This is a genomic window from Snodgrassella sp. M0110 (assembly GCF_016101465.1).
GTDB classification, from domain to species: Bacteria; Pseudomonadota; Gammaproteobacteria; order Burkholderiales; family Neisseriaceae; genus Snodgrassella; species Snodgrassella alvi.
On record NZ_JACFQM010000001.1, the window covers coordinates 503,263 to 523,004 of the forward strand.

The following is a 19,742-nucleotide window of genomic DNA, read 5'->3' on the forward strand; positions in this document are numbered from 1 at the left end:
TTATACATGTGAGCATGTTTTTTTGGAGCGGGAAACGAGTCTCGAACTCGCGACCTCAACCTTGGCAAGGTTGCGCTCTACCAACTGAGCTATTCCCGCGTTTTTCATTCGTACTGAATGAAGAAGCAACATTATATCGATGAAAAAAAATGTGTCAAGATTATTCATACATCTGATGCAGTATTTTTTGCTTTCACTATGATTTTTTAGGATTTAAATTCTTTCGTTGCCATCTTTAAATAATACAGCATGGACCAAATAGTAAGAATACAGGCTATAAGCATAAGAATATTTCCAAGTATCCATAATAAATTGGGTTCTGCTAATGGTGGGGAAGTGAGTAGTAAAAGAAAAATAGCTGCCATTTGCGCTGCGGTTTTAAATTTTCCCAATTTGGCTACGGCAACACTATTTCGTTTGCCAAGCTGAGCCATCCATTCTCGTAAAGCAGAAATGGTAATTTCACGACCGATGATAATCATGGCAAATATGGCATAGGTGCGGCCAGTTGCTACAAGTAATATCAGAGCAACAGCTACCATTAGTTTATCTGCAACCGGGTCAAGAAAAGCACCAAAATTAGATGTTTGTTTCCAACGACGTGCCAGATAACCATCAAACCAGTCAGTTATAGCAGCTACGGCAAAAAAGCCTGCTGCAAGCCAGTTAATGATCTGGCGATCACTAATCCAGTCTGCTGGCAAATAAAATAATAAAGTAAATATTGGAATGATGAGGATACGCAACCAAGTGAGCAATATCGGAAAATTCCATGGCATAACGGGGTGTCCCTGACAAGTTATGATTTGGTTGCTTATATGATACCGCTTTGAGCGCTTTAAGGTGATTTTTTATTATTGATTGATGAATGTATCTCAGGATAAATTGTTGTGATAATTTTATATTTTTATTTAAATATTTAATTATTAATTATGTTTTAATAGTAATTCATGGTATGGAAACTACAGCATCGGACAGCAAAGATGGTTTATATTTTCTGTCCGATGCTGGAGAAGTTACTTCACCATGTCTTTATAGGCAGCATAGCCGGCTGCATCCATCTCTTCATAGGGAATAAACCGTAAACTTGCTCCGTTGATGCAATAACGTAATCCACCGCGATCTTGCGGGCCATCTGTAAATACATGTCCTAAATGTGAGTCTGCCTGTTGACTACGCACTTCGGTTCGTTGCATACCATGACTATTATCCTCATGGTTACTCACCGCTTCCGATTGTATTGGCTGACTGAATGCCGGCCAGCCGCAACCGGAATTAAATTTATCCCGTGAGCTGAAAAGTGGCTCTCCACTGACAATATCTACATAAATGCCAGGGACAAACAGTTCATCATACGGATGACTATACGGAGGCTCAGTACCTGCATTCTGAGTAATTTGATAAGCTTCTTCACTCAGCTGCTGGTGTAAAGTGGCTGCATCAGGTTTATGAAAAGCGTTTGCATCATATAATGTTGTTGTAGTCTGAGATGTTTGCAATTCAGGCAGAGGTTCCCGGGCTTTTTGTAAATCAATATGACAGTAGCCTTGTGGGTTTTTGTCCAGATAATCCTGATGATATTCTTCGGCCGGAAAAAACTGTTGTAAAGGCAAGTTTTCTACCACGATAGGTGCAGTATAACGGCCTTGTTCAGCTTTAATCATTGCCTGAATAACATCATGATCAGCAGGGTCAGTATAGTAGATACCACTACGATATTGAGTACCAGTATCATGTGCCTGACGATTCAGAGTAGTGGGATCTACTATACGGAAAAAATGACGCAGAATGTCAGTTAAGGACAGAATATCTGCATCATATTTAACCTTTATCGTTTCAGCATGGCCGGTGTCCTGTTTGCATACTTCTTCATAGGTTGGGTTATCAGTATGCCCGTTGGCATATCCGGCCTCGGTTTCAATCACGCCATTTAAACGCTTAAAATAGCCTTCTATACCCCAGAAACAGCCGCCAGCTAGATAAATAGTTTTTAGATTCATAATGTTATTCCATATATATTTGTGTGGTTTATTTGTACATGCTAACACCAGCATGTGTTGAATAAAAGATGTTGTTTTGCTTAATTATGTTTAGCTGAGATAAAATCTCTGCCTTACTTTGATAAATTGATGCATTGTCATATTGGTTAAAGATCATATGAGTATTATTACCTATTTACGTCCTGCGAGACCGGAAGACTGTGAACATATCTATAATGCTCATCGCTATGCTGTTCAATATACCTGTGCACGTAAGTATGATGAAACAGTATTAAAAGCATGGTTGTCTTTATTGAATTTACAAAGTTATTTGCATACACTGGCAGATGCTAATAAAGCTTTATGGGTAATTGATTATAAAGGTAATATACAAGGCTTTTTTCAGATGGATCTGGTAGAAGCACAATTGGATGCTTTATATATTCATCCTTTTGTACATAATCAGGGTTTAGGTACTGCCTTATTGCAGCGTGCTGAAGACATTGCCTGTCGTACAGGTCTGGGAATGCTGAAGTTATATGCTTCACTCAATTCGGTAAAATTTTATGAAATTAATGGCTATGCTTCATTGGGTGAATGTGCTTTACCTCTTAATGATCAGGTTACGGTGAACTGCTTACTGATGCGTAAATATTTAATTGGATAAATGAGATGATATGTTAAAACAATTTAGCTTAATCACATGTTAAATATAGAAAATGATCATTTGAGGCAGATAAGCCGGCAGAATCAAGAAATATATTCTTATTTGTAATTATTGATTTGACTAATTTAAACAGTTTACCCGGATCAAATATATTTTGATTCATTTTCTAATACTGAACAATCTGGTATTAAATGAATAATTCTGATTACGAATTTTTTGCGATAAAAATTTTGACTGTGTATTATTTTTTTATGAAATAAACTATTGATTATCAGTTAAATAATTATTTTTAGAATAAGCTTAAATGATTTAATAACATAAATTGCTTATTTTTTAAGCAATAAAAAATAAATAAAAAAAATCAGTTATATAGTTGAGTTATCCCCATATTTTACCTAAAGTTTTGCGCTGAATTTTGTGTACAGGTGGATAATTCAATTTTGTGGATTAAATTATTTTAATCTGACAAATAAAGAAGCTTGCTACTTATAGTACTGCCTGCCACAATAGCTCTTCAATTTAATATTATTTTGTATTTATATGAAATGTCCTTTTTGCCAGCATAACAATACACAGGTAATAGATACGCGTCTGAGCGAAGGTAATAATAGTATTCGCCGTCGCCGTCGCTGTCTGGCCTGTGACTGTCGTTTTAGTACGCTTGAAGTAGTGGAAATGCGTATGCCATTGATTATCAAACGTACTGGAGAAAAGGTATTATTCGATCCGGCCAAGTTATATACCAGTATCAGCAGGGCATTACACAAACGACCGATGGATCGGGAAAGTATTGAAAATGCGGTAGCAGAAATAGAAACTAATCTATATCACATGGGTGTCAAAGAAGTTCCTAGTTATATGATTGGTGATATGGTTCTAAGTTTACTGGCCAAACTGGATGAAGTTGCTTATGTACGCTTTGCTTCGGTGTATAAAAGTTTTCATGATGTTTCAGAATTCACTCAATTAATTGCAGCTTTAAAAAAAACAGATTAGGTTTCATTCAGTTAAAATAGTTTACACAGTTGACTGCATTCGCTACTAATTCTTGTTATACTTTGTAACTATTGTGCCTTATCATGAAAGCTTAAATATATCATGTTGAAATCTCGTATATGGTTGTATGTAATAATTACTTTACTTAGTTTATCTGCTTGTAAAAAAGATGATACTTCTGTAACGATAGATGCAAGTGATGTTCAGGCTGCCAGCAGCAGCGCGACATCTGCCGCTGAAACTCCGGTTACTCAGACTCTGACGAGTAAAGATGATAAACTCAGCATTGTAGTTAATGGAAGTTTTGCTGATGTGATGGACAGTGCAACAGATTGGGTAGATCAGGAAGAGTTAAATAGTCTGACTTTGTTACAGCATGATGAAAATAGTAATATTACTTTAGCAGTAAATAATTTGGGTACAATAAAGATTAAGCCGGATGAATATTTCAAAAATCTTGCTGACAGCCTTCAAAATAATAAAAATATTAGTGATATTAAGGTAGGTGTTGCTACTGAAAACCGTATGAATTATCGTTTCAGTCATCAGCAAAATGGTAGCTTGTTAAATGAAAGCTGTGTTGCCCTGATTGGAGACAATAACCTGTATTCAGTTTGCGCCAGCAGTGAGAGTGCTGATTATGCTGAACTTGCAGGTACTTTAAAAACCATAAATGTACAGAATAGTTAAAATATGAGCTTTTCTGAGCTTGATACAAAATTTATGCAAACCGCCCTTGAGCTAGCCTGGCAAGGGCGGTTTTCTACCAGCCCTAATCCGAGAGTTGGTTGCGTGATCACTTACGGGGAGCAAATTGTTGGTCAGGGATTCCATGTTTGTGCAGGAAAGCCACATGCTGAAATACATGCATTACGTCAGGCCGGAAATTGGGCAAAAGCTGCAACTGCCTATGTTACTTTAGAACCATGCAGTCATACAGGGCGGACAGGTCCATGTGCTCAGGCATTGATTGATGCACAGATTAAGCGGGTTGTTGTTGCTATGAGTGATCCTAATCCATTAGTGAAAGGCAATGGATTAAATATGTTGCGAAAGGCAGGTATACAGGTCGACAGTGGTCTGTTTACACAACAGGCACGTGAACTGAATTCAGGTTTTTTATCCAGGCAAGAAAGACATAAGCCTTATATCAGGTTGAAAATAGCCGCAAGTCTGGATAGCAAAACAGCTCTGAGCAATGGTTTGAGCCAGTGGATAACTGGTGAGGAAGCACGTAATGATGTACAGACTTTACGTGCTGAAAGTTGTGCCATATTAACCGGCATCAATACTATACTGGCAGATGACCCTCTGTTAAATGTCCGTCGTTTTTCGACATTAAGACAACCGTTACGTATTATTCTGGATAGTCACTTACGTCTCACGCCGGAATATCAGGTAATTCAGGATACAAATAGTCCTACACTGGTTATTACTACTATTGATGACAGTGCTAAAAAGGCTATTTTTGCATCTTATTCGCATGTTTCTGTGCTTACTGTACCGGCAAATCAGCGAGGACAGATTAATTTACAAGAACTTTGGCCAATTCTGGCTCAACGTGATATTGGTTCAGTATTGGTGGAAGCAGGCTCTATTTTGAATTCGGCATTGTTAACCGCTAATGCGGTTGATGAAATTATTTATTATCAGGCTCCCAAAATACTGGGAGCTACTGCGCGCAATGCTATCGAACTGGCGGAAAATCCACAGGCTTTAACAGAGCCGGAGTGGCAGACAGTTGATGTAAAAATATTTGGGCAGGATTGTCGCTGGTTATTGCGTCATCGTGAAAGTGCTGAATGGTTAGCGGGTAAAGCTGATTCAGAATCATAATTAGCCTGAATTTCCAAACCAATATTTCTGATTGAAAAACTATTTAGTGCTGAAAATAAATTTTCAATATGTAACAATGAATCTATTGCATGTAAGCATGATTGATTTTTAATGAGCGTGTTAGCATTCTTGTTGTGGATTTATTAATTTTTCTATTGGCAATTTAAAACAAAGGTTTCGTCATGCGTATTTTATTAACAGGTTCAAAAGGGCAGGCAGGTAGTTGTTTAAGAGACAGATTACCAGATAGCTGGGAGTTAATTGCCAGTGACTCGCAGACACTGAATATTACGGATGCACATAATGTGCTCAATATGGTGAAAACTTTTGAACCGGATGTAATTATTAATGCAGCAGGGTATACCAAAGTTGATGCTGCTGAAACGGACATAGATAAAGCCTTTGCAATAAATGCAACCGGAACACTGAATCTGGCTCAGGCAGCTCAGTCAATTGGTGCACGTCTGATTCATATATCGACTGAGCAGGTATTTGATGGTCATCACCATGTGATTCTTTCGGAAAACATGGCACCTAACCCATTGAGTGTATACGGGCACAGTAAGCTGGCTGGTGAACTACTGGCTTTAAATGCACATGTGGATACCGTTATTGTCCGTACTTCATGGGTTTATAGTGAATACGGACATAATTTTGTGAAAATTATGTTAGAAAAAGGGTTAGAAACGCCTAGTTTAAGAGTAGTTGATGATCAGATTGGTTGTCCAACTTATGCTGGAGACTTGGCTGAGGCCATTATACGTCTTGCAGCATTACCTCATTCTCCGCGCGGTTTATTACATTTCGCAGGAAGTCAGCAAATGAGTTGGGCAGAATTTGCTCAGCGTATTTTTGCTGAAGCTGCAAAAATTGACGAACGTTACAAACACGTTAAGGTTGAACATATTGCTACTGCTGATTACCAGTCAGCGGCCAGAAGACCTGAGTTCGGTATTTTGGACAGTCGTACTTTGCAAAATCTGCTTCCGCAACCGGTTGCAGATACACCTTTAGCACGTATTGTCGAAAAATTAATAAGATAAGAAGTATAAAAAAGCGGGTTAACTGATAACCCGTTTTTTTATAAATGATAGTTTCAGCCTTACGTACGCATATCGAAATGCTCAACTTTAAATCCGGCATTACGATAGGTGCGAAAACGTTTCCGTGCAGCTGCAATTTCATCCAGATCATTCCTGACCAGTTCTAATACTCGCTCTGGTTTCCGGGGGGCATTACACCAGTAGGCATCCGCCAGATTGATAACAACATAATCTTTTTCTATTACTGGTAAATCCTCGCCATAAGCCAGTAATACAGCTTGTAAATCAAATAATTGTTGGTGTTGTGGTGTCCAGACTTCATGCGGGATAAAACTTGCAGGCTGAAATGACCATAAAGCATGATCCAGCTGATTAACACGGCTTACATCATCACACCAAATTAAAATATTTGAACCACTTTTAAATACTTTTTGCGTCAGGCGACATGTAAATGAAACGGGGTCAGTAATGTGAGTATAAAAAGTAGTAGTGGCCATATCATTTTAAATTCAGGATTGCAAAATCAGATACTCAAGTAAAAGCGGAACAGGGCGGCCTGTTGCACCTTTATTATTACCGGACTGCCATGCTGTACCGGCAATATCAAGATGAGCCCAGCAATAGGATTCGGTGAAGTATGACAAAAAGGCAGCGGCAGTAATCGTTCCGGCAGGGCGACCACCTATATTTTGTAAATCAGCAAAATTGGATTTTAACTGCTCTTTGTATTCATCAAATAAAGGTAGTTGCCATGTTTTATCGTTAATGCTGTCTGCTGCCTGTAGTAACTGATCTATTAATTGCTGATTATTACCTAATATACCTTGTGCAACATGTCCTAAAGCAATAATACAGGCTCCGGTAAGAGTAGCAACATCGATAACTGCTTTAGGCTGGAAGCGTTCAGCATAGGTAAGTGCATCACATAATATCAGTCTGCCTTCTGCATCAGTATTTAAAACTTCAATATTTAAACCATTCATGGCACGAACAATATCACCTGGTTTAACCGCATTGCCGGAAGGCATATTTTCGCAGGTCGGGACTATTGCAACGAGGTTTATTGGTAGTTTGAGTTTTACTGCCGCTGCAAAAGTACCAATAACCGAAGCCGCTCCACACATATCAAATTTCATTTCATCCATGGCAGCACCCGGTTTAAGAGAAATACCGCCAGAATCAAAAGTAATACCCTTTCCAACCAAAACTATAGGCTTATCTTCAGTATCCGGAGACCCATGGTATTGCAATTCAATAAGATAAGCTCCGGCTGAGCTTCCCTGTGCAACAGACAGTAAAGCATTCATACCCATTTCCTGTATTTCAGTTTCATTTATGATGCGTGCACTGGCACCTAAATCATTGGCAATTTTGGCAGCAGAAGAAGCAAGATATGCCGGAGTACAGATATTTCCCGGTGCATTACCTAAATCTTTACAGATATTCATACCATAGATAATAGCTTCGGCTTTACTGAGATAGGTACTGACAGCGTGATCTGTTTGATAATTGATTTTTTCAAGTAATACAGGTTTTGAATCCTTTTTAAATTTATCGAAACAATAAACTGCCTCACCAACAGCAATAGTAAATGCCTGTACCCATTTCTGAGCCAGAGCTTGCGGCAGCTTACTCAAATCTACATTGAGTAACTGCTGCTCTTTTGCCCAGCTGGCAACAGTTGAAGTCAGTTTCTGAATGCTGGCATAATCATCTTTATCAATGCTTACTACAGCTAAAGCCTGTAAAAATTCATCTTTTACTGTGTGTGTAGCAATAAAATCCTTTTGCTGCTGTTGTAATTGAGTTAGCAAAGTATTAGCTATATGATGTTCTGGTTTGCTTTCTTTGCAATATACAAATAATAACGAACTGTTGTTTTGCGGCTGCAATTGTTCGGCTTTTATGCTAAATTCCATCTTTTCCTCTCCCATTATGAGGGCGTTGTATATACTCTGGACGTATCATGCGTTAAGCTGATCAGGATGCCCCTATTGTAACGCAGGCTGTCGTTAAAGTACGGACAGTTGCAAATGTGTTTAACTATCTTATGATTTATCAACGCCAATTTATTAAAGAATTATCATGGGCTGCCGTAGGCATATTCATGGTTTTGTTGATTGTGCTGGTGGCTACACAAGCAATTAATCTGCTGGGTCGCGCTGCCAATGGTCGTGTGGCTATTGATGCTGTATCAGCGTTAATCGGATTCTGGACAATTGGTCTGACTCCGGTACTGCTTATTCTCACAGCCTATATCAGCATTATTACTGTACTTACCCGTTACTGGCGTGATAGCGAAATGGTTATCTGGTTATCCAGCGGATTGTCATTGAAAAACTGGATTATTCCATTAATGAAATTTGCAATTCCGTTTGCTGTTCTGGTTGCCATCGTTTCCATGCTGATTCAGCCATGGGCGGAGTGGCGTAGTAGGGAATTTGCCGAATTGCTGAAACAGAAACAGGAAATGTCATTATTGGAGCCGGGCGTATTTCGGGAAATAGGTAAAAACCATCCGCGCGTTTATTTTATTGAATCATTTGATCCTGATAGTGGTCTTGCCAGTAATCTTTTTGTCCGGGAAAAAGAAAAAAATGGCAAGGAAACCACGATTTTTGCTAAAAAAGGCGAGTTTAAACAAGATGGTGAAAAACGTATTCTTACTCTTGAAGATGGTTTTCACTACAATGGTCTGCCCGGTCAGGCTAACTATCAAAGAGCTTCATTTCAAAAAATGACATTGGTAATCAGTGTTAATACAACAGTTATTGATCCCAAACAGAACCGGCATACGATTCCTACAACTGCTTTATTTGCCAGCGACAAACCTATTTATAAAGCTGAGCTGATGTGGCGTTTATCTTTGCCAATCAGCGTGGTAATACTTGCTTTAATGGCTTTGCCATTATCCTATTTTAATCCTCGTACGGGGCATACATACAATATTCTGATTGCTATCGCTGTATTTTTAATTTATCAGAATGGTCTGACTTTTATACGCGATCTGGTAGAAAATGGTCATATCCCTTTCTGGCTGGGTTTATTTCCCATGCATCTGATAATGTTTTTGTTGTTCGTATTTTTGTTACGATGGCGTGACCGGCCATCCGCATCCTTCAAAACGACATTTACGTCATTGATGAAAGGTCGATCCTGATGCGTTTGCTTAATCGTTATGTCATCAGTCAAATGACGGTTTATACTTTATATGCATTACTGGCATTAATTAGCTTATATAGTTTTTTCGATATCATGGGTGAAATCAGCCATGTTGGCGACGGGCGTTATACTGCTAATAAGATGCTGTATTATGTTCTTATGCTGATTCCGACACATGCTTATGAGCTTATGCCGCTGGCAGTGCTTGTCGGAGGACTGGTTTGTCTTAGTCAGATGGCCAGCAATAGTGAATTTACTGTAATCAGAACATCCGGTATTAGTTTAACCGGCATTATCGGTATGATGTTGCAGTTTGGCTTATTTTTTGCTGTTATTGCTGCATTACTGGGTGAGTATGTAGTGCCTAAAACAGGCCCCTATGCGGAACAATATCGGTTACATGCGCGACAAAACAGTATTAGTGCCGGAGATAGCGGTATCTGGTTAAAACAGGGAAAAGATATTGTCAATGTAGCTGAAATGTTACCTGATGGTAGTTTAAAAAATATCACTATTTTTCGTCATAATGAACAATTTCAGCTGATAGAGATATTAAATGCTGCTAGTGCGAAAGTAGATATCCATACTTCGGAAAGTAAAAAATCTAAGTGGCATTTATATCAGGTAAATCAATCTATTTTAGAGAAAAATCAGATAACTGCCAATCATATAGAAAATCTGGATTGGCATATATCGATTAATCATCAGCTTCTTAATATATTGCTGGTAGCACCGGAGCAAATGTCGATTATTGCACTTTCAACTTACATTAAGCATTTGAAGCATAATCATCAGCAGACAACTCGCTATGAGCTTGCCTGGTGGCGTAAAATTGTTTATCCGCTGGCTTGTATGGTTATGGCTTTAGTCGCACTGGCATTTACACCTCAACAAAACCGACACGGCAATATGGGATTAAAACTGTTTTATGGAATTTGTTTAGGGCTACTATTCCATTTTTCAGGAAGATTATTTGGATTTACCAGCCAGTTATATGGTATACCGTCAGTAATTGCTGCATTTTTACCCACACTATTTTTTTTATGTCTGGCTGTTTATCTGATTCGACGACAGGAAAAGCGTTAATATTTAAATTAATTTAAAAATAGATTATATATCCTGATAATGATATATATAGCTATTGATATTTGCTAAAAAGATTAATGGATGGCTTATTGCAATGAGATGAGCAAATATCATTATCAGTCTTGTAGTTATCAATTAAATGATACTGAATGGCTTTATTTGATTCAAGTTTGCTTACCTGTAACTGAGCCTAGTGTTCGCGCAATATGGTCTGCGATTGGACATCCAGAGTAAACCAAGTTTGCAACTAATTTATAGCTAATGATTGTGTTTTCATAATCTGATCAGAGGTTAGCTGCCATCTTTAATTTAAAGTTTGCTGTCATTATTCTATAATCTGCGGCCTCAAATAAGTACAATATTTATATTTAAAAAATTTAATATTTTTGAAGATTAGGCAATCTTGTGAAGTATACAATGTAAATTGTATGATTGAGTGTATCAGATATGCAAAAATATTAATATGAAAGAGATAAGAAATATTTTTATTGAATCTTGTAATAAAATAGCAGATTTATTACAGGATAAACATTTTAATGCAATCCAAAAAGGTCAGATACTCAAAAAAAAGTCTAAAAATAAAGATATAGTTTATGAAATAGTATTTCAGTCCAGTTTCAGAAACACAAATTCTCATATTTCAATTCTACCCCACATAAATGTTTACTCAAAACAATTGAAAGAATGGATAATTGAACAAACAAATAACTCGTACAGTAGCGGAATTGTTGTGGCTGAACATTTAGGGAATATCACTCCTTACAAAACATTAAAATCTTGGAATTTAGCAGGATTCAGCCGCGAAAAGTACATTGAAGAAATTGCGGAATTATTAAACAATTATGCTTTACCTATATTTGATCTATTTGAAGAAAAAACCTCGGTAATTGATTTTTTGGCAGTAAACGGACAGCAATTCAATAAATATGTTGATGATTCTTTACGCCCGCTTGGTTTTATGATTCGATTTGCACCAAAAGAAAAAGCAGAACAATTTTTTAACCACTTTATTAATCATTGCAAATTCAAAAGAAAAATTATCGAATTGTATAAATCTTTGGAGAATAGTGAAAATATAGATTTCAATTATTCTGAATTTATGTATGCAAGTGATATAAAACTAGCGTATATAAACAAATTGAAAATAATTAAATAACGAAAATTTTATGATTGAAATCTGTTTTATATAGGATATTTTCTGATTAAATTATTTTAATTTTTTTATAAATTCTGGTTAATTAATATTTAAATTTTAATAATTATCTAACGAAATTATATTTCTATATAAAAATCCTTAAACGTTATTGTTTAAGGATTTTTATCAATTAATGATTAAGTTTAAATCAAAACAGCGCATCCCTGTGCCGGGTCACTACTGCGTGCTGCTATGGCTGCTTCTACTGTCATGCTCAGTGCTTTGGCTACACCTGCACCATAGTCCGGATGGCAGGCATTGCAGTTACGAATATGTCTGTATTTGATAAAGTCAGGTGCATCACCCATAGCTCGTGCTGTGTTTTCAAACAGTACCTGCTTCTGGTTATCATTCATTAAGTTAAATAAGGCGCGGGGCTGGCTGAAATAGTCATTATCGTCTTCGTGGAAATTCCAGAAATCAGCATCACCATGTATTTTAAGCGGAGGTTCGCGAAATTCAGGCTGTTCCTGCCATTGATGGAAACTGTTAGGCTCATAATGGGGCAGACTTCCATAATTGTCATCTACCCGGGTTGTACCATCACGATGGTTACTGAAAACGGGACAGCGTGCTTTATTAACCGGTATCTGATGATGATTGACCCCTACACGGTAGCGGGCAGCGTCTGCGTAATTATACAGGCGTGCCTGTAAAACTTTGTCGGGAGAAACACTGATTCCCGGCACCAGATTACTAGGAGCGAAAGCAGCCTGTTCAACGTCAAGATAATAGTTATCCGGGTTTCGGTTTAGTTCGAATTCGCCCACCTCAATAAGCGGATAATCGCCATGCGGCCATACTTTAGATAAATCAAACGGATGATAGGGTACTTTTTCTGCATCGGTTTCCGGCATGATTTGGATATACATTGTCCATTTAGGAAAATTACCGGATTCGATAGCATTGTAAAGATCGCGCTGATGGCTGTCGCGATCTTGTCCCATAATAGTGGCGGCCTCTTCATCGGTAAGGTTTTTAATTCCCTGTTGAGTGCGGAAGTGAAATTTAACCCAGAAGCGTTCTTTATTAGCGTTAATGAAACTAAATGTATGTGAACCGAAACCATGCATATGCCGGTAACTGGCCGGTATGCCTCTGTCGGACATGGTAATGGTTACTTGATGAAATGATTCCGGCAATAAAGTCCAGTAGTCCCAGTTATAAGTAGGGCTGCGCAGATTGGTACGCGGGTCGCGTTTGACGGCTTTATTAAGGTCTGGAAATTTACGCGGATCTCGCAGAAAAAATACAGGTGTATTATTGCCTACCAGATCCCAATTGCCCTGCTCGGTATAAAAGCGCATGGCAAAGCCACGGATATCGCGCTCAGCATCGCCACCACCGCGTTCAGCTGCTACTTCAGAAAAGCGTACAAACATTTCGGTTTTTTTGCCAATCTGGCTGAATAGTTTGGCACATGTATATTGGGTTATATCGTGGGTAACTGTGAAAGTACCAAATGCACCTGAGCCTTTAGCATGCATCCGACGTTCAGGAATAACTTCACGGACAAAATTGGCCAGTCTTTCGTTCAGCCATAAATCCTGAGCCAGTAAAGGACCGCGTGGTCCGGCTGTGAGACTATTCTGATTATCAGAGACTGGCGCCCCCTGATCTGTTGTGAGATGGGTTACCGGGCATTTTTTTATATCATGGTTCATGGTAAAGCTCCTTGTTAATTTGTTATTAAAAAAGGCCTTTACTGCTTTCGGCTACCCGGATGATTATAGGCTTTTGAATAAAATATGATGTTAATATTTTGTTATTTTATGTTTTATTGTAAATGGAAATTATTTTTTAATATTGTGTGAAATTTTTAATGCATTGAGTTTTAAAGTGAACAATTTTTGGTTATCGCTAGTTGTTGCCCATAAATAAACCAGCCTGCTTTGGCTGGTTTAGAAAATTAATTCAGTTGTTTGAGTAAAGAAATTTTGCTATATAGTCGATTCACTTAAACAGAGAAAGACGAGCCACAGCCACAGGTAGTAGTTGCGTTAGGGTTGCGGATAACAAATTGTGAACCGTGCAGACTTTCAGAATAATCGATTTCTGCACCAACCAGATACTGATAACTCATTGGATCAATCAGAAATGTTAAGCCATCTTTCTGGATTTCAAAATCATCATCATTAACGATTTCATCAAAAGTAAAACCGTACTGGAAACCTGAGCATCCCCCACCTGTCACGAATACGCGCAGTTTCAGGTCTGGATTGTTTTCTTCTGCAATTAAATCTTTTACTTTGGTACAACAGCTTTCAGTAAAGATAATCGGTGTTTCAATATCGGTTTCTGACATGGTGTAGTCCTTTTAATAATATGTGCATACTTGATTGTCTATCCTGCTGAACGGTTATGGCAAGAGAGGAATAAGATTTAATCCGCTTTTTTCATCAAACCCGAACATGATATTCATATTCTGTACAGCTTGTCCGGCTGCACCTTTTACCAGATTATCAATTACAGAAAGAATAATCCAGGTATTATTCTGCGGCGCAGGTTGTATACTGATGCGACAGAGATTTGCTCCGCGGACTGAGCGGGTTTCAGGCGTGCTGCCAACAGGCATGACATCAATAAACGGGCTGGATTGATAATAATCGGCAATCAACTGATATGGGTTGCAACCTTCTTTTACCTGAATATATATGGTGGCATGCATGCCGCGAATCAAGGGTGTCAGATGAGGTACAAACACCAGACTGTTACCTGAATCTGGTTGTAAAAGATTCAGTGTTTGTCTGATTTCCGGTAAATGTCTGTGTCCGCTGATACCATAGGCTTTGAAATTATCGCTGCATTCTGCAAAAAGATTACCAGTATTTGCTTTGCGACCAGCACCAGATACTCCTGATTTACAATCGGCAATAAGCGGCATGTTATGAATCAGACATTGTTGCTGCAATAAAGGTAACAAAGGCAGGCTGACACAAGTCGGATAGCAGCCAGGATTGGCTACCAGCTGCGCCTGAGTAATGGCAGTACGGTTCAGTTCCGCCAAACCATAAACAGCTTTTGTGATCCATTCGGGACTGGCATGAGTAAACGGATACCATTTTTGCCAGACTGCTACATCTTTGATACGGTAATCTGCAGACAGGTCGATTACTTTAACTCCCTGTGTCAGTAATATTGGAGCCTCATGCATGGCTACACCGTTAGGTGTCGCAAAAAATACTAGGTCACATTTACTTAAGTCAGCATGATCGGGATGTTGGAAAATCAAATGATCATAGATGCCGCGCAAACTTGGAAAATAATCGCTCAGCGTTGTTCCGGCAGCGCTGCGGCTGGTAACGGTGATGATTTCAGCTTCCGGATGCTGTGCCAGTAAACGTAATAGTTCTACACCAGTATAACCTGTGGCTCCGACTATGCCGATTTTAATACTCATATGGATCTTTCATAAATTTTTTGCAATTGCTATGTCGTTAAATCACGACCTGAGCGCCGAGTTCGACGACGCGGTTAGCCGGTATATGATAGTAATTACCGGCTGAAGCACTGTTTTTATATAACCATTTGAAAAGGCGTGCACGTAACCGCCCCATATTGCCATGTTTGGTTTTGGCGGCAACAACAATGCTGTCGTGCGACAGAAAAAATGAGGTATCCATGGTGTCAAGTTTAATCCCTTGTTCAGCCATCAATTTCAGAATATGGGTGATATTGGCTGTTTCTTGAAAACCATAATTGGCGATGACTCTGGTAAAACGGGGACCAATCTGTTTCATGGCAATACGGTCATTATCGGCTACATAGGGTATTTCTTTGGTTTTGACGCTGAGTAATACATTATAGCTATGCAGTACTTTATTGTGTTTCAGATTATGCAGGAGTGCTCGCGGAATGCTGAACGGGTCGGAAACCATGAATACTGCATTGCCGGAAACAATCTGAGGCGGGTAGTCGTTCAGGTTTTCAACAAAATTATCCAATGAAAATTCCTGATTTTGCTGTGCCTGTAGCAATTGTGCCTGTCCGCGACGCCATGTTGAGAATAATGTAACCACAATCAGGGCTACCATTACCGGGAACCAGCCGCCATGAATTAGTTTTAGCAGGTTACTGCTGAAGAAAACCAGATCAAAACACAGGAAAACCGAAGTAAGCAGTAAGGCAAGCGGGATTGGCCAGCGCCAGTTTTTAATCATCACTACACAGAACAGACATGAGGTAATAGCCATGGTACCCGTAACTGCAATACCGTAAGCTGAAGCCAGATGTTCTGAATCGTGAAAAGCCAGTACTACTAATGTGACTGCTACCAGTAACAGCCAGTTAACCAGCGGCAGGTAAATCTGACCAACTTCTTCATTATTGGTATGGATAATATTCATACGCGGGGCAAAGCCAAGCTGTATTGCCTGACGGGTAAGTGAGTAGGCTCCGGCAATAACGGCCTGACTGGCAATAATAGTTGCAAAAGTAGCCAGAATAATTAATGGAATTAATAGCCAGTGCGGTGCGCTGAGAAAAAACGGGTTATTAATTGCATTCGGATTATGCAAAATCAGGGCACCCTGACCCAGATAATTGATAATCAGGCTAGGTAAAACGATTTTTATCCATGCTGTCTGGATTGGTTTACGGCCAAAATGTCCCATATCGGCATAGAGGGCTTCTGCACCGGTTACAGCCAGTACAACGCAGCCTAGCCCGATAAAACCGTCCCATCCATGATTAATGGCAAAATTAATTGCATAGAAAGGGCTGAAAGCAAGAATAATTTTCGGAGCCTGAACTATCTGATACAGGCCTATCAGTGCAATAGCACTAAACCATATCAACATAACCGGACCAAACAGTGTACCGATTTTGTGTGTACCTTTTTTTTGAATTAAAAAAAGTCCGAACAGGATAATCAATGCTATAGGCATAACATAAGGGCGGAAGCTTTCACTGATTACCGTTAACCCCTCTGCAGCGGATAAAACCGATACGGCCGGTGTAATCATGGCATCACCGTAAAAAAGGGCGGTGCCGGTAAGCCCCATCATCATCACAATCCATACGGGTTTACCCTTAAGATGCTGCATTGCCTGCTGCATCAGTACAACAACGCCGCCTTCACCATTATTATCGGCTCTCAGAATAAACAGAACATATTTCAGAGTAACGATCAGGAGTAATGACCATACAATCAAAGAAACAAAGCCCAATACATTAGTTTGTGTGGGAGCGATTGTAGAAGCGCGGAAGCTTTCTTTTAAGGCATACAGAGGACTGGTTCCAATGTCACCGTAAACAATACCCAATGCAGCCAGTGTCATTGCGGTATTGGCAGAAAACTGTTTACGCATTTATTTACCTCTTGTAATGATCGGGGAGTGCAGTTTAGTCTTAACGTCAACTTTAGCCAATCCCTTAAGTGTGAGTTTCTATAGAATTTTTTGTTCATTAATCATAGCAACTGATAACTAATTGTTATTGTATTTTGTGTTTGCGGATATGATGCAGATACATTATCAGTTAGTATAGCTGAATGAGGTGTCAAGCTGTTGACATTATTTCGTAATATGTTATTGAGAGTTTATGGGATGTGAGATTTTTACGACTGGTTTCAGAAGGTGCTCAGGCTGAGCGAATAATGCAATTAATTGATATGTCTGATCTAATCGGTATTTGTGTATATTCAGAATAATGGCAGGTGGTTTCTTTTTTTTCAACAATGAGTTAAAATAAAGAAATTTTTCGAATTATTGAGAAATGGCCCTAAGGCCATTTTTTTGTTTTTATGGAGCACAGATGGATATTCAGGGCATTTTAGAAAAAACTTTGCCGGGTCTGGGCTATGAGCTGGTTAATTATGAGCTGACTGCTCAGGGGGATTTACGTGTCTTTATTGATAAGGCGGAAAACGGTATTTCTCTGGATGATTGCGTTGCAGTCAGTAATCATTTAAGCCGGGTATTGGCTGTAGAGGATGTGGATTATCAGCGTCTGGAAATTTCCAGCCCGGGCTTAGACCGTCCTTTAACCAAACCTGCAGATTTTACGCGTTTTGCCGGGCAACTGGCCAAGATTAAAACACGTTTGCCTATAGACGGGCAGAAGAATTTTATTGGCCGGATTAATGGTATTGATGAAAACGATTTAATCAGTATTACCCTGGAAGAAATTAATGAAGCGCGTCGTGCTAAACGTGCTGCTGTGGCAGCCGGTAAGACGGTTTTAATAGAGTGGCAGAATATTGATAAAGCGCGTTTAAAACCAGAATTTGATTTTTAAATTGAAATTTCATATTGTTGTAAGCAAAGGCTTGCAAGGAGAATTAAATGAGTCGTGAAATTTTACTACTGGCCGAAGCTTTGGCGAGTGAAAAAAATGTAGATACAGAAGTAGTATTCAGCGCGCTGGAATTTGCTCTGGCCAGTGCGGCAAAGAAAAAAACTGAGCGTGAAAATATGGATGTTCGGGTAGTGATTAACCGCAATACCGGCGATTACAGTAGTTTTCGTCGCTGGCTGATTGTGGCTGATGAGGATTATACCTATCCTGATATTCAAAAAACCATTGAAGAAATTCAGGAAGAAATTCCAGGAACTACCCTGCAGATTGGTGAGTATTACGAAGAACCGATCGAAAATGTGGAATTTGGCCGGATCGGAGCACAGACAGCCAAACAGGTTATTTTGCAGCGCATTCGCGATGCAGAACGTGAACAGATTTTAAACGAATTTTTGCAGCGTAAGGATAGCCTTGTTCTGGGTACGATTAAACGTGTGGAACGACACGGTGCAATCGTGGAAATTGGTCGTCTGGAAGCACTGTTGCCGCGGGATCAGATGATTCCGCGCGAAAACTTCCGTAATGGTGACAGAGTACGGGCTTTGTTTTTAAGGGTAGATCAGATTGGTAACCGCAGTCAGGTTATTCTGACACGTACTTCGCGTGAATTCCTGTTAAAACTGTTCGAAATGGAAGTGCCGGAAATTGAAGACGGCTTGCTGGAAATCAAGGAAGTAACCCGTGATCCGGGTTTACGTGCCAAAATTGCTGTGAAATCCAATGATGCACGTATTGATCCGCAGGGTACCTGTATTGGCGTACGCGGTTCGCGTGTCAATGCAGTAACCGAAGAGTTAGCAGGTGAGCGTATTGATGTTGTGCTGTGGTCACCAGAAACTGCACAGTTTGTGATTAATGCACTGAGTCCGGCCGAAGTAACTCGCATTCTGATAGATGAAGATCATCATTCTGTTGATGTGATTGTGGCAGAAGATCAGCTGGCCCTGGCAATCGGGCGTGGCGGACAGAATGTACGTCTGGCAGCCGAACTAACAGGTTGGCAGCTGAACATCATGACTGTGGATGAGGCTCAGGAACGCCATGAGGCTGAAGATAAAGCCATACGTGAACTGTTTATCAATAACCTGGGTGTTGATGAAAACGTTGCTGAGGTCTTGGTTCAGGAAGGTTTTACCAGCCTGGAAGAAGTGGCTTATGTTCCTGTTCAGGAAATGCTGGAAATTGAGGGTTTTGATGAAAGTACGGTAGAAGAATTGCGTAATCGTGCCCGTGATGCCATTTTAACCCTGGCCATTGCCTCTGAAGAGCAGTTAGAGCACATGGACGAAGATTTGAAAAATCTGGAAGGTGTTGATCAGGAAATGCTGCATGATCTGGCCAATGAAGGAATTAAAACCCGTGATGATCTGGCCGAATTGTCAGTAGATGAACTGATTGAAATTACAGGCATTGATGAGGAAACCGCCAAGAAAGTGGTGATGGCAGCACGCGCCCACTGGTTTGACGAAGTATGAGGGTAC

17 protein-coding genes, 1 tRNA gene and 1 pseudogene are annotated in these 19,742 nt (G+C 39.5%); 10 read left to right on the forward strand and 9 right to left on the reverse strand.

Features of this window, described 5'->3' with window-relative positions; all coding sequences use genetic code 11:
- Positions 1-23 precede the first annotated feature (23 nt).
- From H3T84_RS02245 to msrAB, 3 genes and pseudogenes are all read right to left on the reverse strand, one after another.
- Positions 24-99, reverse strand: a tRNA-Gly gene (locus H3T84_RS02245).
- Positions 100-206: 107 nt separating this feature from the next.
- A complete protein-coding gene (gene pgsA, locus H3T84_RS02250) occupies positions 207-779 on the reverse strand; it encodes a CDP-diacylglycerol--glycerol-3-phosphate 3-phosphatidyltransferase (RefSeq protein ID WP_041879843.1) in 573 nt (190 codons plus the stop codon).
- A gap of 237 nt (positions 780-1,016) precedes the next feature.
- A pseudogene (msrAB, locus tag H3T84_RS02255) lies at positions 1,017-2,009 on the reverse strand (bifunctional peptide-methionine (S)-S-oxide reductase MsrA/peptide-methionine (R)-S-oxide reductase MsrB); the annotation flags it as partial.
- Between the two features lie 148 nt (positions 2,010-2,157).
- On the opposite strand from msrAB, the gene H3T84_RS02260 reads away from it, so the two are divergent.
- The 5 genes from H3T84_RS02260 (at position 2,158) to rfbD (ending at position 6,521) form a co-directional block, all read left to right on the forward strand.
- A complete protein-coding gene (locus H3T84_RS02260; protein WP_198217584.1) occupies positions 2,158-2,646 on the forward strand; it encodes a GNAT family N-acetyltransferase in 489 nt (162 codons plus the stop codon).
- Between the two features lie 540 nt (positions 2,647-3,186).
- Positions 3,187-3,642 (forward strand): transcriptional regulator NrdR, encoded by a 456-nt coding sequence (gene nrdR / locus H3T84_RS02265; protein ID WP_100116926.1) that lies wholly within the window; start codon positions 3,187-3,189, stop codon positions 3,640-3,642.
- 102 nt (positions 3,643-3,744) lie between these two features.
- Positions 3,745-4,332 carry a cytochrome C gene (locus tag H3T84_RS02270; protein WP_174833699.1) on the forward strand — a complete coding sequence of 196 codons (588 nt, stop codon included), beginning with the start codon at positions 3,745-3,747 and terminating at the stop codon, positions 4,330-4,332.
- Between the two features lie 3 nt (positions 4,333-4,335).
- Positions 4,336-5,478: a bifunctional diaminohydroxyphosphoribosylaminopyrimidine deaminase/5-amino-6-(5-phosphoribosylamino)uracil reductase RibD gene (ribD, locus tag H3T84_RS02275; protein ID WP_198217586.1), complete on the forward strand. Its 1,143-nt coding sequence runs from the start codon at positions 4,336-4,338 to the stop codon at positions 5,476-5,478.
- A 182-nt stretch (positions 5,479-5,660) separates the two neighbouring features.
- Positions 5,661-6,521 carry a dTDP-4-dehydrorhamnose reductase gene (gene rfbD / locus H3T84_RS02280; protein WP_198217588.1) on the forward strand — a complete coding sequence of 287 codons (861 nt, stop codon included), beginning with the start codon at positions 5,661-5,663 and terminating at the stop codon, positions 6,519-6,521.
- 59 nt (positions 6,522-6,580) lie between these two features.
- Here rfbD and H3T84_RS02285 read toward each other — a convergent pair whose 3' ends face one another.
- Together H3T84_RS02285 and H3T84_RS02290 are read right to left on the reverse strand one after the other, a co-directional pair.
- Positions 6,581-7,018 carry a DNA polymerase III subunit chi gene (locus H3T84_RS02285; RefSeq protein ID WP_198217590.1) on the reverse strand — a complete coding sequence of 146 codons (438 nt, stop codon included), beginning with the start codon at positions 7,016-7,018 and terminating at the stop codon, positions 6,581-6,583.
- Positions 7,019-7,030: 12 nt separating this feature from the next.
- Complete coding sequence (locus H3T84_RS02290; protein ID WP_198217592.1) at positions 7,031-8,440, reverse strand: leucyl aminopeptidase; 1,410 nt, start codon at positions 8,438-8,440, stop codon at positions 7,031-7,033.
- A 131-nt stretch (positions 8,441-8,571) separates the two neighbouring features.
- Between H3T84_RS02290 and lptF the strand changes: the two genes are divergently transcribed.
- The 3 genes from lptF to H3T84_RS02305 all read left to right on the forward strand — a co-directional run bounded on the left by lptF (position 8,572) and on the right by H3T84_RS02305 (position 11,925).
- Positions 8,572-9,681: an LPS export ABC transporter permease LptF gene (lptF, locus tag H3T84_RS02295; RefSeq protein WP_198217594.1), complete on the forward strand. Its 1,110-nt coding sequence runs from the start codon at positions 8,572-8,574 to the stop codon at positions 9,679-9,681.
- Complete coding sequence (gene lptG / locus H3T84_RS02300; RefSeq protein WP_100116918.1) at positions 9,681-10,769, forward strand: LPS export ABC transporter permease LptG; 1,089 nt, start codon at positions 9,681-9,683, stop codon at positions 10,767-10,769. The genes lptF and lptG overlap by 1 nt, the downstream gene beginning before the upstream one ends.
- A 463-nt stretch (positions 10,770-11,232) precedes the next feature.
- On the forward strand, positions 11,233-11,925 hold the full coding sequence (locus H3T84_RS02305; RefSeq protein WP_174833693.1) for a hypothetical protein: 693 nt from the start codon (positions 11,233-11,235) through the stop codon (positions 11,923-11,925).
- A 182-nt stretch (positions 11,926-12,107) separates the two neighbouring features.
- Here H3T84_RS02305 and H3T84_RS02310 read toward each other — a convergent pair whose 3' ends face one another.
- The 4 genes from H3T84_RS02310 to H3T84_RS02325 all read right to left on the reverse strand — a co-directional run bounded on the left by H3T84_RS02310 (position 12,108) and on the right by H3T84_RS02325 (position 17,273).
- Positions 12,108-13,628 (reverse strand): catalase, encoded by a 1,521-nt coding sequence (locus tag H3T84_RS02310; RefSeq protein ID WP_100116328.1) that lies wholly within the window; start codon positions 13,626-13,628, stop codon positions 12,108-12,110.
- Positions 13,629-13,921: 293 nt separating this feature from the next.
- Positions 13,922-14,269, reverse strand: coding sequence for an iron-sulfur cluster insertion protein ErpA (gene erpA / locus H3T84_RS02315; protein WP_025330995.1), 348 nt, complete (start codon positions 14,267-14,269; stop codon positions 13,922-13,924).
- A 54-nt stretch (positions 14,270-14,323) separates the two neighbouring features.
- A complete protein-coding gene (gene argC / locus H3T84_RS02320) occupies positions 14,324-15,370 on the reverse strand; it encodes an N-acetyl-gamma-glutamyl-phosphate reductase (protein WP_174833796.1) in 1,047 nt (348 codons plus the stop codon).
- Between the two features lie 31 nt (positions 15,371-15,401).
- A complete protein-coding gene (locus H3T84_RS02325) occupies positions 15,402-17,273 on the reverse strand; it encodes a potassium transporter Kup (protein WP_232346081.1) in 1,872 nt (623 codons plus the stop codon).
- A gap of 445 nt (positions 17,274-17,718) precedes the next feature.
- On the opposite strand from H3T84_RS02325, the gene rimP reads away from it, so the two are divergent.
- Positions 17,719-18,201 (forward strand): ribosome maturation factor RimP, encoded by a 483-nt coding sequence (rimP, locus tag H3T84_RS02330; RefSeq protein ID WP_198217602.1) that lies wholly within the window; start codon positions 17,719-17,721, stop codon positions 18,199-18,201.
- Positions 18,202-18,248: 47 nt separating this feature from the next.
- Positions 18,249-19,736: a transcription termination factor NusA gene (nusA, locus tag H3T84_RS02335; protein ID WP_174833690.1), complete on the forward strand. Its 1,488-nt coding sequence runs from the start codon at positions 18,249-18,251 to the stop codon at positions 19,734-19,736.
- Positions 19,737-19,742 lie beyond the last annotated feature (6 nt).

Coding starts and splice junctions, on each gene's coding strand:
- pgsA (WP_041879843.1), bottom strand. CDS start 779: ATGCCATGGAATTTTCCGATATTGCTCACTTGGTTGCGTATCCTCATC.
- H3T84_RS02260 (WP_198217584.1), top strand. CDS start 2,158: ATGAGTATTATTACCTATTTACGTCCTGCGAGACCGGAAGACTGTGAA.
- nrdR (WP_100116926.1), top strand. CDS start 3,187: ATGAAATGTCCTTTTTGCCAGCATAACAATACACAGGTAATAGATACG.
- H3T84_RS02270 (WP_174833699.1), top strand. CDS start 3,745: ATGTTGAAATCTCGTATATGGTTGTATGTAATAATTACTTTACTTAGT.
- ribD (WP_198217586.1), top strand. CDS start 4,336: ATGAGCTTTTCTGAGCTTGATACAAAATTTATGCAAACCGCCCTTGAG.
- rfbD (WP_198217588.1), top strand. CDS start 5,661: ATGCGTATTTTATTAACAGGTTCAAAAGGGCAGGCAGGTAGTTGTTTA.
- H3T84_RS02285 (WP_198217590.1), bottom strand. CDS start 7,018: ATGGCCACTACTACTTTTTATACTCACATTACTGACCCCGTTTCATTT.
- H3T84_RS02290 (WP_198217592.1), bottom strand. CDS start 8,440: ATGGAATTTAGCATAAAAGCCGAACAATTGCAGCCGCAAAACAACAGT.
- lptF (WP_198217594.1), top strand. CDS start 8,572: ATGATTTATCAACGCCAATTTATTAAAGAATTATCATGGGCTGCCGTA.
- lptG (WP_100116918.1), top strand. CDS start 9,681: ATGCGTTTGCTTAATCGTTATGTCATCAGTCAAATGACGGTTTATACT.
- H3T84_RS02305 (WP_174833693.1), top strand. CDS start 11,233: ATGAAAGAGATAAGAAATATTTTTATTGAATCTTGTAATAAAATAGCA.
- H3T84_RS02310 (WP_100116328.1), bottom strand. CDS start 13,628: ATGAACCATGATATAAAAAAATGCCCGGTAACCCATCTCACAACAGAT.
- erpA (WP_025330995.1), bottom strand. CDS start 14,269: ATGTCAGAAACCGATATTGAAACACCGATTATCTTTACTGAAAGCTGT.
- H3T84_RS02325 (WP_232346081.1), bottom strand. CDS start 17,273: ATGCGTAAACAGTTTTCTGCCAATACCGCAATGACACTGGCTGCATTG.
- rimP (WP_198217602.1), top strand. CDS start 17,719: ATGGATATTCAGGGCATTTTAGAAAAAACTTTGCCGGGTCTGGGCTAT.
- nusA (WP_174833690.1), top strand. CDS start 18,249: ATGAGTCGTGAAATTTTACTACTGGCCGAAGCTTTGGCGAGTGAAAAA.